This is a genomic window from Sphingobacterium sp. GVS05A, assembly GCF_019969845.1.
GTDB lineage: Bacteria > Bacteroidota > Bacteroidia > Sphingobacteriales > Sphingobacteriaceae > Sphingobacterium.
Map to the genome: position 1 here is coordinate 209,117 of NZ_JAHXYR010000001.1, position 12,468 is coordinate 221,584.

A 12,468-nucleotide genomic window follows, 5' to 3' on the forward strand; every position below is an offset into this window, starting at 1 on the left:
TGAATATTTTTTTAGATTGTATATTTGCTCCAGACTATATTGACCAAAAAATTAAAACTATGAAAGAAAAGGAACTAACTGAATTGACCGATCAGGAATTGTTGGATAGAAAAAAGCAACAAAAAAGTAGCAAACTGATCAATGCCATACTTGTCGGATTTTGTGCCGGTGTTGTGGTTTATGGTGTCGTAAATAAGGGTATTACTATTTTCACATTTATGCTTATCGTTATGGGCGCTTGGGCTTTTATTCGCTGGAGGAAATCAGACGAAGCACTTGACAATGAATTGAAATCCAGAAACCTGAACGAAAAATAACCCCTATATACAAAACAATACTACCGAAGCTTTGAAGCCTCGGTAGTGAGATTTTGAGAAATCTATACACTAATTAAGCGTAGTGCCTGGATTTCTAAAGTGAAGCATTGTCGCGCAACATTTTTATATTGTCGTGCGCTTCCAGCTGTTTGTTTAATTGCTTAGTCAGTATATTTTTTACATTCGGAGACAGCTCATCATCCTCCTCTTCCAATATCTTTTTGTAGGTAGCTTTAAAGGCGTCCTCACCTTTTTCACAGCTTTCCAGCAAGCTTTTTTTATCGTTGCCAGTGATATTAACTTTTATACCCATCCAAGCTCTAAAAAGTTTACCACTGAGCATGGTGCCGTCTGTAGGCTCTTTGCCTTCGAGTTCGACGTACGGTGTCAAATCTGAAATAAATGATTTGGATTGTTCAACGTATTTTCTAAAGTCTGGTTCCAGTTCATGTAGGCCGTGGTTATGTGCAAGTTCGATCGCTTTATTGTAGCCTTCGATTCTATCGTTATTGATCTTGATGATATCATTGATAATTGCGGCGTTATTGATGTTATTTTCCATATTATATTTGATTTTGTTTCTAATTAAAAGACCTGCCAAAGGGTTGCTTCGTTTGTCCTATATGCGATTCAGGTATTTAATCTATAGCTAGGTATTTTTACGAAACGCTAATGTGATTTTTAGAAACATATGATAAAAGTGAAATTCGTTAATCACTATCTCAATCCAGAATGGGTCTTAGACGTTAATATCTTCAGATAGATCAGGTTTGCCATCGTCTTTACCTTCCTGCTCAGCTTGAGCCTCATCAGGGTCAAGCGTGCGATCATCCTTAATGCCTGATAAATCTGTCTTTGGATTATTGTCCTTCTCATTAGGATCTGTGGAGATATCATCATCGGTGAACACGTCTTCACGCAGTTTATCCAGGTCTGGGCTTGGTTCTCTCAGATCTGAGGTGGGGGTAGTTGTCATCAGAACAATGGACATGCCCCGGCTTGCAACTTTTTGGTTATTGAATGTTTTTATATAATTATCTTTTATATAGAACCGAAAGAATTATACTTTAAAGGAGGTCTTGGAAGATTGCAATGTCAATTCAATTTACATTTGCTTTAGTCTTATTTCAATGATTCAATTTTTAACAGGCTGCTTTTACTTTTTGGCCCCCTTTTTTGTCTATACAAATAGCTATTGGTAAGGATTGATCCATTTATTGTCTCAAATAAATTTATCTGATTTTGAAATTCGTTTATATGGAAAAGCTAATTATCTTATTCTTGTTGTTCATTGGTAGAACTAATATTAAAAAATTATATTTTTTGTCCTGTACTTTTATTTAAATATTAGTTTCAATAGCGTAATTATATCTTAGATGTTGTTGATTTTTTACTATTAAAGCACCTGAAGGGATGTTTTTCCTGTTAGACGCGTAGCTAAAATTAGCTTGTTCCAAAACAAAAAAAAATAGCTAGTACTAGCTATTTTTTTGTTTTATTGTATAGTCATTTTTGTCTGATACCTGGAATCAGAGTACCTATCACTTTTTATTTTTTAGCATCGAGGTAAGGTTTATGATACTGTTCATCGAATCGTTTTTTGTCATCACGATAACTGCTGACTGCTCCTAATTTGTGCATCATTTTGATATAACACCAAGCTAGGTCAATCTGGTAGGGTTTGAAACCACTTCGCGCACTTTTCGGATAGAGGTGATGGTTGTTGTGCCATTCTCCGGCGACAATACCCGGCCATAATTGATTGATGGATTTATCCTTTTCATTAAAATCAATCCCTTCCCGTTGTTTATCTTCTCCTTTGGCATGTCCTTCATAATTAAATGTACGTACACCGATGGCCCAAAAACCAGCCGCGCCAAATAGACAACAGGCCAAGGCATGTCCACCAATTAGAAAGAATACAACGTACCAAAATGACCAATTTAATACCCAAGATAGGATTGCATGGGTGGGATTGACATAGGAACCCCATTTTTGATATTGTGCATAAGTATTGGCAGTAACCCCTGTATGCTTCATAAGTAACTTGACGCGGTTATAAGAGTTTTCATTCAGATCTTTAGCGATCGGCTGATGGTTGACATCGGCTAAAAAGCAGTATAGAAATCCTGCCTGTGCGTTGTATGGATCCCCTGGCTGATCTGATTTTGCATGGTGTACATGATGTGAGATCACATAGATCTCCTCAGGGATCACATTGATTGTGAGGTTCTGCGTGAAAAAGCGCCAGAAGGAATTGCTGAACTTAAATGCTCCATGCGTGGAAAAACGATGGTGCCAGATTGTACCATGCGTCCCCATAATGATCATACTGTAGATAAAAGCAGCCAGTACTGTCCACCAGCTAAGGTGAGCAAAGAGAAAGACAAAGAAAAAAGGGATAAGACAAGCTACTTTCAGCCAACTAAAAAAAGGTAGCCAGTTGCGTTGGTCCTTAAAAACATTTAATCTTTTGAAAAACTCGCTGAATATTTGTTTTGGGCTGGGTTTAATAAGGTCTCCATTGTCGTCTTTCCATCCGTAGCTGGGGGTTTGGAGCACATGATCTAAAAAGGGCATTCTGTTTGGTTGATCTAATTGTTGATAAAGTGCTAAGCTACGGTATAAATCGGTTAAAAAGTGTTAATTCGAAAAGTTTAACATATGACCGCAAATCTTTTAATGCTTTAAATAGACTTCTTGAGGCAATTGATAAGGGAAAAATAACTGTCTCATTTTTTAATTGAGCATTCCGAATTAATATTCGCGGTCCTTATTTACGTAGAACTCGATATCTTTATCGCGAAGACAGATATTCCGTAAGTGTTCTGAGAGATAATAAAATATGAAGATAAAAAAAAATAATAATGGGAGCCGTCATTCTGGACTGTATCATTGTATTGCCCGATGCTGGGAAGTATTATAGACAGTTAGCGGTGAAATTTCAACGGGTCCAGGAAGTGTACAGAACATGCAGCACATTGGATAGTCTGAAAGATGATGACTATGAAGTGCTGGAGAACCGGGCACAATATTTTGAATCTATCCTCCTGATAAAAATATCTGTTACATAACCAGACCAAAAAATAGAAGAGTGTTGAGTAAAAGTTCTCGTAAGCCTTTGGCTACAATATTTTTTATATTGACAATAATATCTATCGAATTAGTAGTCTTTTAGAAATTATTACTATATTTGACCGTCGCACTTACTTAAATAGATGGATATGGCATTAAAATTTCTTACACAACATTCACCCAAACAACTTAGAAACGGAATTTCTTCGCAAATGAACGATGCTGATTTCATGCGCGAGTTATGCAAGTTGAAGGTTTTTGGAAGGATTTTGTATGTAGGTGCCCATCCAGATGACGAGAACAATAAGCTATTGACATTTTTTGCCCAGGACCAGCTTGTTGATGCAGCTTATTTGTCGCTTACGCGCGGCGAGGGGGGACAGAATTTTATAGGCTCCGAAAAAGGAACTGACCTTGGTATACTTCGGGTACAGGAATCCTTATCTGCCCGGAAGACCGAAGGAACAACACAATTTTTTACACGGGCCAAAGACTTTGGATTTGTAGAGTCTGCAACTGAAACAATGCTCCGATGGGATGAGCAAGCTGTGCTTGCGGATATGGTATGGACCATCCGGTACTTTCGGCCAGATATTATTATCACTAGATTTTCACCGAATATTCCTGATCTCCATGGACATCACCAGAGTTCGGCGATCCTAACACAAAAAGCTTATGATCTCGCTGCGGATCCACAGGCCTATCCTGAACAATTGGAAGAATTGTCTGTCTGGCAGACACAGCGTTTGTTTTGGAACGTTTATCAGGAGAGTGGCGTCAAAGATATTGGTGGTAAGGTAATACCTTTACCGCAGCATTTTTCGGTCACTATCCCTGTATATAATCGTTATACGGGCATGCATCATGGTGAGATTGCTACTGAAAGCCGAAATAAACACCGTTCTCAGGCGATGGCTAGTTTAACGCAACATACGCCCACGCTTGAATATTTTGAATTATTGAAGGGAAAGTCTGTTGATCCGACAGCTGCTGACGCTTTATTTACTTCAACTGAAACGGAGGATCAATATATTCCTGTTTTTAAGAAACTTGTCGATGGTTTGCTTGCGAAACAGGCCCAGGGAGATAATCGGGAACTTTCAGTGACGATCGCAACAATTTTGATCTGGATGAGAACTGTGTCCAAAAATAGTGTAATCCATGAAAAACGCGCTGACTTGGAGCTGCTTTTACTTCGCACACTTGGGGTATCCTTTGAAATAAATTCATTGGTCGATAGCTGGGTACCCGGCACCGATGTTAATTTATTTTTGCAGGCAAATATACCCCAGGATTCTGATCTGGTGTTGACCCATGTGACAGTTCCCTTTTTTGAAACGTTGTATCATCAGCCTCATCAATTATCAGGTACAGAACGGATAGAAATTATAGGTCGGCTTAGTCGCAGCATTGAGCCCTCATTACCCTCATGGTTAAAGGAAGAGGGAGATAGGGGGAATTATTCTCCGCGGTCTTTCAATGATATTGTACTTGTTCAACATAACAATTCAATCGTTGTACAATTGCAGTTACAGTTTGGCGGGGTATCCATGGCGATTAGTGTACCCGTATTGAATAACAATAAAGCAATCACCATTGCTCCAGCTATTACCGGCACCTTTGATACAGATATTATCGTTCTGACGGATTCTACCAGTCGTTCTGTCTCGCTTGAACTACAATCCAATGTCTCTACGGCAGAGTCCATCACCGTGAGGTTAAAGGGAGCAGATGAGCTGGGGCTATTTCCTAAAGAGCATACATTGACCTTAAAGGGAAATGCTTCCGAAAAAATTTATTTTCAGTTGACTTCTTTGAGATCCGTTGAACGGATGCAACGGATTGGCTTTGAGATAGAAAGTAGGTATGGTGTCCACCAACGTAGTTTAAAATCGCTCAGCTATCCCCATATTGAGGATGTTGTATATCATCCCAAAGCTTTTTTAAAGGTTTTAGATAGCCCCGTGGCAAACACCGCTAAGAAGATCGCCTACATCGCTGGGAAAAAGGATGAACTTGTAGGAAGCCTGAAGCAATTGGTGAATGAGATAGAACTCCTATCAGTTGCAGCTTTGAAAGATGCAGATCTGTCGACTTTTGATGCCATAGTCTTAGGCATCCGAATTTATAATACGGATCCACAATTGGTGAATTTCCATACGCAGTTGCGTGAATACGTTGAAGCCGGTGGTGTTTTGATAACCCAATATAATACCCCTTATGATCTACCGTTAGAAGAGGTGGGGGCTTATCCTTTAGCTGTTACTGGCGAGCGGATTACCGATATGGAATCGACCATTAGCTTCTTGGATCCCACGCATCGAATCTTGAATTATCCAAATAAAATAGAACAGCAAGATTTTGTCAATTGGGTACAGGACCGCGCGCTGTTTCTACCCAAAGACTGGAATAGTGAATTTAAATCAGTCTTGCGTACCCAAAATTCCGATAGCGGAAATGAAGATGGGCTGTTGCTTGTCAATAGAAAGGGTAAAGGATACTATATCTACAGCAGCCTGTCTTTATTTAGACAGCTTCCCGCTGCTGTGTCTGGAGCCTATCGTCTTTTCGCCAATATGCTTTCGATAGGAAGTTGATACGTTGCTATGTACGAGATCTTTTGCATAGGAATGTAAAAAGGAGCATATCATCTATGTAGTATCTCCGAAAAAGCTGCTGGCTTTTTTGAAAACTACAAGGATAAGCTCCTTTTTTTATCAAAAGCCGTTATTGTACGGAGATATTACCTAAATCTTTAACGCTTCCTTTCACGACTTGAACGTCTTCGACGGTTTTGTCCAAGTAGCCTGCAACTGAAGGTTGAATAACTATTTTATATGTACCTTCTGAGATACCTGGGAAATAGAATTTTCCAACGGAATTCGCCAAAGTCCCAACAGTATCTACTCCATTAATAGCGAACACATGAGCCAATGAGGCAGCAGGACTAATTGTGCCTGTAATTGCTCCTGATGTTGCGACCGGAATCGCCCGAATAACTGGTTTAAGCAAATATTGGTTATTGCCAGTCTTTACGATTGATTTTGACGCATCAAAATCAAGTAATAAGGTGTATGCAACATTCGGAATCAATTCATCCTGCACCTTTATCTTAACACCCGAAGATTGTCCACTAGGTGTTTTAAGCGGATGACGCACGCCATCAACCCAAATATCATTCCCCTCATCCTCAAGTTTAAGCCTAATTTCCTGAATCATCCCCGAAGGAACATCATCTCCAGCAATCACAGTATCTCTTCCCATAGTATAAGCAAGAATATTAAATGGGTCGCCGTCAACGTCCAGGCTTTCAATACCTGTACTTGTGCGGATTTCTATTTCGTCGATGTTTAGATGAATTGCATCATAATAACCGGGAGCATCGGTCATTTTAATGGTTACAGGGGTTGTTTGTGTAGACTGCTTGTCGTCTTTACTACAGCTGCCTAGTAGCACTACGGCTGCCAAAGCAACAAAAATTGAATTTATTTTCATAGTTAGTAACTTTATAGGGATTGCTTTTGCAAATGCTATGCCAGATCAAATGTATTTCAAATGTTACATTTGTTTTCCTGAATTATTGTGTCGTAAAAATATATCCACGTGGTTTAATCCGTGTTTTTATGCCTTTCATGTTATCTTGGTAATCATGTGAATTTTCCTATGGGAGAAGGACTATACTAATGTCTAATTGATGATTTATATTAATCCTTGCGAATATTAAATGGATGTTATCGGATTTTAAATGGACCTGAATACAAATCTATTGTTGTCTATATTTGATCATAAATAATTTTTGAACCAGGTGAGGCCCCACATAAAAACACAATGAAAATGGAAGAGCATAATTATAAATATTTTACACAGGACAGCAGTAGATATACCTCTAAAAGGATTGGATACTTTGCGCTTTGCCTAGCTTTATTCTGGCTATTTATGGCCATCGGTATTTTAATCGTTGGAATTAAAGATGGAAATATTTTTAGTGAAAAGAATTGGTATTGGATCTTTGGGCTTATTGTCTTTTGTGTGCAGATTAGGATCTTTGCCCAGCAGATGACTATTGATTGTGAGGCGGGTACCATGAGCAAATCTTATTTTGGACTATTCAAAAAGGAGATTCGTATCGAAGAGATCCAAAAATTCGAAACCCTCAGACATCTTGCTATTGCTCTACACAACGGTACCGACATCATTGTGGTAACAAAGGATAATAAAAGCATAAAAATGCTGGAGCGTATCGGTAGAACTAAAAATGTGGAACCTATATTGAAGGAAATCCAACAGCTGATCCAATTAAATCAGCTTAGCGCGCAAAGGGTATAAGTGGGAATTTGTTATACGCGGTTTTGGAATTAAATAAAAAACATAGTTATTAGTTGTATGGAGATTTTTAGGAAGATAATCGCAGTCTTGGGACTAATTCTTCTACTCAGTGGAATGGCTTACTATTTCTTGTTCAGAAGTGACGGGGAGAAGTATCTGGATCAGGGTAAAGAATATTTTAAGGAAAGTAAATACAAGGAAGCCTTATTTTATTTTGAAAAAGCTGAAGAGTTTGATATAGGGGAAGCATTAAAATATTCGGGAACCATTTACCTGGAATCTGGTGACCCTCAAAAAGCGATTGTCAAATTTGATAAATATCTTAAGATAGGAAAGCCCAGTGACAATGATCGTAAAATGTTGTTAAATGATCTGGGTGTAGCTTACTTTAAACTAAATGAAATCGAAAAAGCAAAGATCTATTGGAGACAGGCTGCCGATCTGGGAAATATTACTAGCGCCAATAACCTGAAGGAGCTAGAAACGAAACTGGTTAAATAACGATACGTATCATTCGGCGTCAGTTAACAAAAATCCCATTTTTATTGTTCTTAACATATAGAAATGGGATTTTATAATTGTGTTATCGGCATCATCTATGATCTAGCATGCGGTTGTATATTTCAAAACGGAAATACAGTTTTAACTGATAGCGTTTTATTGCTCCAACAAGGCTAGTAATTCTTTTGCGGTCTCTTCCGATGAGCCAGGATTTTGGCCGGTAATCAGTTTACCATCTTTGACTACATGACTGCTCCAATCTGCCGCTTTACTGTAGTGTCCACCAAGTTTGACCAATTCATCTTCCACCAGGAAAGGGACGACATCTGTCAACTGTACAGCTTCTTCTTCAGAATTGGAAAAGCCTGTTACTTTTTTTCCTTGTACCAATGGAATACCATCCACATTCTTAACAAACCTGAAAACACCAGGAGCGTGACATACAGCGGCTACAGGCTTATTGTGTTTCCAAAATGATTCGATCAAAGCAATGGAAGTCTTATCATTTGCAAGGTCCCAGAGTGGTCCATGACCGCCCGGATAGAAGATCGCGTCATAGTCCTGCTCATTAACTTCTGCTAGGACAATGCTGTTTGCCAGTTTGTTCTGAAGTTCTATATCTGCATCAAAACGTTTTGTTGCTGCTGTCTGGAAATCCGGTAGTGCACTTTTGGGATCAATGGGCGGTTGGCCCCCTTTGGGTGAAGCAATTGTTATAGCAACTCCTGCGTCGTCCATAACATAGTAGGGGGCTGCAAACTCTTCAACCCAAAAACCTGTTTTAGCTCCTGTATTTCCCAGTTGGTCATGTGAAGTCAAAACGACCAATACCTTTAAGTTCTCTTTTTTCATCTTCAAAAAAAATTAATTGTTAAATGATAACACAAAGTAGGGCATAAATCGTTAGACCCTTATGTGATATACATCACATTTTAAAGAAAGGTTTGTTTTGGTGATATAGATCACATTATTTGCTGTGATAGAGCCGGCTGAGCGTTTCTCTGGAAACCCCCAGATAGGCTGCGATCAAATGTTTGGGAACAAGGTTATAAAGTTCGGGATATTGCAGCATCAGTTCCTCATAACGACTGCGGGCGTCGTTGTTGAGCAAGGATAGAATTCTCTTTTGTAGACCGATATACCCCTTATTCGAACGCCATCGTAAAAATGTTTCAACCTCATGGATTTCCTTGCATACACGTTCACGATCCTCCGCAAATAGACAAAGCGTATCCGCATCGCTTACACAATCCAGGTTGACCGTTGCATTCGTATTGTTGTATAGGGCATTATAATCAGATGCCCACCAGGTTTTTGTGGCAAACTGTAGGATATGCATTTTTTGTTCATCATTGACCACAAAAGTTTTTAAGCAGCCATTGAGGACAAAATATTCGCATTCCACCGTATCGCCAATGCTGATAATCGATTGTTTCTTTTTAAAGGATACCGGTTTGAAAAAGGAAAAGAAATAATTAAATTGTTCATCATTCAATTGGACGGTTTTATTGATATGTTGCCTGAGAATTTCGCGACCGTTCATAGCTTATCGTTATTTAATGGACTAAAATTAAGCAAAATCTCGTAATCTCAGCACGGTGTACCTCCTTTTCGAAGTGCTTACATGTGCTTGGATATTCACTAGAAAGGGAGGGTATTACGATGTTACTATTGAATTTGGGGTTAATTAGTTATGAGCTTGGGCACTAGGTAAAGGAGACTACGTTATTTGCTTAAATTAATGTTCAACCGGTTTAGCAGTGGTAAGAAAAACCGATTTTTTTCATTTTTTATTTTGTTTATACAAAGTTTTTTTCTACTTTAGTGTTGCCCATCACGGGCACTTTTCATAAAATAGGTTAATAATATGGCTAAAACACCCGGAGTACCCCATGCTATCGGGTGTTTTTTTTATTAAAACTTTTGTTTTCTATATTCATTTGGCGTAAGCCCCCTATGTTTTTTAAATAGTTTTGAAAGATGACTTTCGTCACTGAATTGCAATTCACGTGCAATTTCTCCGAGGCGGACACTACTATAACGCAGATAGGTTTCGACCAATTTCAATCGATAATCGAGTAAGTAATCTTGGTAGGATATACCGGTCTGTTGTTTGAAATATTCGCCAAAGTAATTTTTAGCTATACCAAAGTGGGATGCGATCTCCTGAATACGGGTTTTCTCTTTGTCTTTGGCATACTGTTGTATGTACGTGATGATCTTTAAAATTGAAAAGGCTTTTTGATTTTCCCGGATATCTGATATCTCCTTTCCGATAAGGTTTCGGGCGATCAGGTTCAGGAGAATGGAAATGCTGTTTCGGATGACGAGGTAATCGTCGGTTTTATTTCTGAACTCTCTTGCGATCTGAAGAACAAGCATTTCGGCAAACTTTTCATCCGATTTGTCCTTGAATACACAGCCCGCACGTGCATGGTAACTGTTGCTGATGTATTGTAGTTTGTATAGATTTTCACAGCTTTCGATCCTGTCTGCTTCAAGACGTATTTTATCAACAAAAGCCAACGGGCATTGAATCAATATCAATTTGGCTTCGGTACTTTCAAAATGGTAGGTCTGATGTTGTGGAACAACAATAAATTTCCCGATGTCAAAAGTGAGGATATGCTCCTCATATGTAAAAGTTCCTCCCCCCCGAATCACAGACACAAAAGATAGGGATGTCTTTGTACGGATGGTCTCCGATGTATTGATCAGTGATATCTCACGGACTCCGATCCGTTCTGTATGTATACTATTCATCTATTAATACGTGATATTCCTCTAAAAGTACAATTTATATGGTATAAATGAAGGTTATTTTTGCATAAAAAATAACTATGGATATTTATACGAAGCGGTGGAAAGCGCTAGGTTTCCTTGTGGCGGGAGCTTTTTTGTCTCCTTTGGATTATTTTATTGTCAATATGGCATTACCAGCTATACAGAATGCCTTTGGGGCCAGTAATCAGCAGTTACAGCTTGTCGTTGCGATTTATGGCCTTACCTATGCCACACTTATTGTCTGTGGTGGACGACTGGGGGATATTTATGGACGCAAAAGAATATTTATATGGGGTCTGTACTTCTTTCTGTTTTCGTCCTTGGCCTGTGCTTTTTCACCGAATATTATCACCCTTATTGTATCGAGATTCATTCAGGGAATCGGAGCTTCACTGCTCGCTCCACAGGTATTGGCTTCTATTCGTGTACTTTTTAGTAACGACGAACAGCCTAAAGCTGTCGGTATCTTCAGTGCGGTATTTGGTCTGGCTGCAGTGGCTGGTCAGCTGCTTGGAGGTGTATTGTTAATGATGCATTGGGGCAATTTATCTTGGGAAATGGTTTTTCTGGTCAATGTGCCCGTCACAATTTGTTGTATTATCGGCATTCATTTTACGATGGACAACAACGGTACCGAAAAGGAGACTGGCATTGACTACAAAGGTGTTTTACTCCTGATTATTGCTTTAGTGCTGCTGATCTGTCCACTTATTTTTGGCCGTGAATACCACTGGCCCTGGTGGATATTTGCTGTAATGGTGGCCGGAGCGCTCTTGCTGAACATATTTTTTAAACATGAGGTAGCTGCTCATCGGCTGCAGCGAGCTGTTCTGATCGATCCCATGTTATTATACAATAAGCAGTTTGCCGCTTGTCTACCGATGATCTTTCTGTACAATTTTACAGCCGGCCTGTTTATCTGTTATCCCTACTATTTACAGGAATTCTTACACTGGGATGCCATAGATACGGGCTTTGCAATTATTCCCTATGGCATAGCCTTCTTCTTGGGACCGCTGCTTGTGGCTAGATTGAGATTTACAACAAATGCATTTATTTATATCGGGTTGACGCTGCTCATGGGAGGTTTTTTGGCGACAGCCTTGCTGTTTTATTACGGACAACAACCTTTTTGGGCAACACATATTACGCTGTTTATGGCAGGATTGGGACATGGAACTATGATGCCGGTAATGATGCGTACCGCTATTGCCCTTGTCCCTAAAGATAAGGCGGGGCAGGCCTCCGCTCTGGTCAGTATCAGTATGCAGATAGGTGGGGTCACTGGAGGTGCAATTATAGGGACGCTATTCTTTAGTTTGATCGCGACTGTAGGTTTTCCCAAAGCCTTTGCCCTGGCAATAGCAACAATTGCATTGTTCCAGATCATCAGTCTGTTTATCAGTCGCAGACTGTCTGGACTGGGAAATAATGCATTTAATACAATTGATAAATAAATTTTAAT

General features: G+C 39.3%; 13 protein-coding genes. 6 read left to right on the forward strand and 7 right to left on the reverse strand.

Annotated elements, in window-relative coordinates; genetic code table 11:
- Positions 1–59 precede the first annotated feature (59 nt).
- Positions 60–317: a hypothetical protein gene (locus LC454_RS00920; RefSeq protein ID WP_223578197.1), complete on the forward strand. Its 258-nt coding sequence runs from the start codon at positions 60–62 to the stop codon at positions 315–317.
- A 94-nt stretch (positions 318–411) separates the two neighbouring features.
- On the opposite strand, the gene LC454_RS00925 is transcribed toward LC454_RS00920, so the two are convergent.
- The 3 genes from LC454_RS00925 to LC454_RS00935 form a co-directional block, all read right to left on the reverse strand.
- Positions 412–879: a PA2169 family four-helix-bundle protein gene (locus tag LC454_RS00925; protein ID WP_223578207.1), complete on the reverse strand. Its 468-nt coding sequence runs from the start codon at positions 877–879 to the stop codon at positions 412–414.
- Between the two features lie 177 nt (positions 880–1,056).
- Entirely contained in the window at positions 1,057–1,293 is a 237-nt protein-coding gene (locus LC454_RS00930) for a hypothetical protein (RefSeq protein ID WP_223578209.1), read from the reverse strand.
- A gap of 572 nt (positions 1,294–1,865) precedes the next feature.
- Entirely contained in the window at positions 1,866–2,897 is a 1,032-nt protein-coding gene (locus tag LC454_RS00935; protein ID WP_223578211.1) for a fatty acid desaturase, read from the reverse strand.
- A gap of 287 nt (positions 2,898–3,184) precedes the next feature.
- Between LC454_RS00935 and LC454_RS00940 the strand changes: the two genes are divergently transcribed.
- Both LC454_RS00940 and LC454_RS00945 read left to right on the forward strand, forming a co-directional pair.
- Positions 3,185–3,391 carry a hypothetical protein gene (locus LC454_RS00940; RefSeq protein ID WP_223578213.1) on the forward strand — a complete coding sequence of 69 codons (207 nt, stop codon included), beginning with the start codon at positions 3,185–3,187 and terminating at the stop codon, positions 3,389–3,391.
- Between the two features lie 150 nt (positions 3,392–3,541).
- A complete protein-coding gene (locus LC454_RS00945; protein WP_223578215.1) occupies positions 3,542–5,989 on the forward strand; it encodes a PIG-L family deacetylase in 2,448 nt (815 codons plus the stop codon).
- Positions 5,990–6,119: 130 nt separating this feature from the next.
- Here the strand turns inward: LC454_RS00945 and LC454_RS00950 are convergent, their stop codons facing one another.
- A complete protein-coding gene (locus LC454_RS00950) occupies positions 6,120–6,860 on the reverse strand; it encodes a DUF4382 domain-containing protein (RefSeq protein WP_223578217.1) in 741 nt (246 codons plus the stop codon).
- Between the two features lie 366 nt (positions 6,861–7,226).
- Between LC454_RS00950 and LC454_RS00955 the strand changes: the two genes are divergently transcribed.
- Positions 7,227–7,718 carry a hypothetical protein gene (locus LC454_RS00955; protein WP_223578225.1) on the forward strand — a complete coding sequence of 164 codons (492 nt, stop codon included), beginning with the start codon at positions 7,227–7,229 and terminating at the stop codon, positions 7,716–7,718.
- A gap of 57 nt (positions 7,719–7,775) precedes the next feature.
- On the forward strand, positions 7,776–8,219 hold the full coding sequence (locus tag LC454_RS00960; protein ID WP_223578234.1) for a tetratricopeptide repeat protein: 444 nt from the start codon (positions 7,776–7,778) through the stop codon (positions 8,217–8,219).
- A 156-nt stretch (positions 8,220–8,375) separates the two neighbouring features.
- Here LC454_RS00960 and LC454_RS00965 read toward each other — a convergent pair whose 3' ends face one another.
- The 3 genes from LC454_RS00965 to LC454_RS00975 all read right to left on the reverse strand — a co-directional run bounded on the left by LC454_RS00965 (position 8,376) and on the right by LC454_RS00975 (position 10,982).
- The gene (locus tag LC454_RS00965; protein ID WP_223578236.1) at positions 8,376–9,071 is read right to left on the reverse strand and encodes a type 1 glutamine amidotransferase domain-containing protein; all 696 of its coding nucleotides are present in this window, start codon (positions 9,069–9,071) and stop codon (positions 8,376–8,378) included.
- A 115-nt stretch (positions 9,072–9,186) separates the two neighbouring features.
- Complete coding sequence (locus LC454_RS00970) at positions 9,187–9,762, reverse strand: Crp/Fnr family transcriptional regulator (protein ID WP_223578238.1); 576 nt, start codon at positions 9,760–9,762, stop codon at positions 9,187–9,189.
- Between the two features lie 371 nt (positions 9,763–10,133).
- Positions 10,134–10,982 (reverse strand): AraC family transcriptional regulator, encoded by an 849-nt coding sequence (locus LC454_RS00975; RefSeq protein ID WP_223578240.1) that lies wholly within the window; start codon positions 10,980–10,982, stop codon positions 10,134–10,136.
- Between the two features lie 77 nt (positions 10,983–11,059).
- On the opposite strand from LC454_RS00975, the gene LC454_RS00980 reads away from it, so the two are divergent.
- Entirely contained in the window at positions 11,060–12,460 is a 1,401-nt protein-coding gene (locus tag LC454_RS00980) for an MFS transporter (RefSeq protein ID WP_223578242.1), read from the forward strand.
- The last annotated feature ends 8 nt before the right edge of the window (positions 12,461–12,468 follow it).

Coding starts and splice junctions, on each gene's coding strand:
- LC454_RS00920 (WP_223578197.1), top strand. CDS start 60: ATGAAAGAAAAGGAACTAACTGAATTGACCGATCAGGAATTGTTGGAT.
- LC454_RS00925 (WP_223578207.1), bottom strand. CDS start 879: ATGGAAAATAACATCAATAACGCCGCAATTATCAATGATATCATCAAG.
- LC454_RS00930 (WP_223578209.1), bottom strand. CDS start 1,293: ATGACAACTACCCCCACCTCAGATCTGAGAGAACCAAGCCCAGACCTG.
- LC454_RS00935 (WP_223578211.1), bottom strand. CDS start 2,897: ATGCCCTTTTTAGATCATGTGCTCCAAACCCCCAGCTACGGATGGAAA.
- LC454_RS00940 (WP_223578213.1), top strand. CDS start 3,185: ATGGGAGCCGTCATTCTGGACTGTATCATTGTATTGCCCGATGCTGGG.
- LC454_RS00945 (WP_223578215.1), top strand. CDS start 3,542: ATGGCATTAAAATTTCTTACACAACATTCACCCAAACAACTTAGAAAC.
- LC454_RS00955 (WP_223578225.1), top strand. CDS start 7,227: ATGGAAGAGCATAATTATAAATATTTTACACAGGACAGCAGTAGATAT.
- LC454_RS00960 (WP_223578234.1), top strand. CDS start 7,776: ATGGAGATTTTTAGGAAGATAATCGCAGTCTTGGGACTAATTCTTCTA.
- LC454_RS00965 (WP_223578236.1), bottom strand. CDS start 9,071: ATGAAAAAAGAGAACTTAAAGGTATTGGTCGTTTTGACTTCACATGAC.
- LC454_RS00970 (WP_223578238.1), bottom strand. CDS start 9,762: ATGAACGGTCGCGAAATTCTCAGGCAACATATCAATAAAACCGTCCAA.
- LC454_RS00975 (WP_223578240.1), bottom strand. CDS start 10,982: ATGAATAGTATACATACAGAACGGATCGGAGTCCGTGAGATATCACTG.
- LC454_RS00980 (WP_223578242.1), top strand. CDS start 11,060: ATGGATATTTATACGAAGCGGTGGAAAGCGCTAGGTTTCCTTGTGGCG.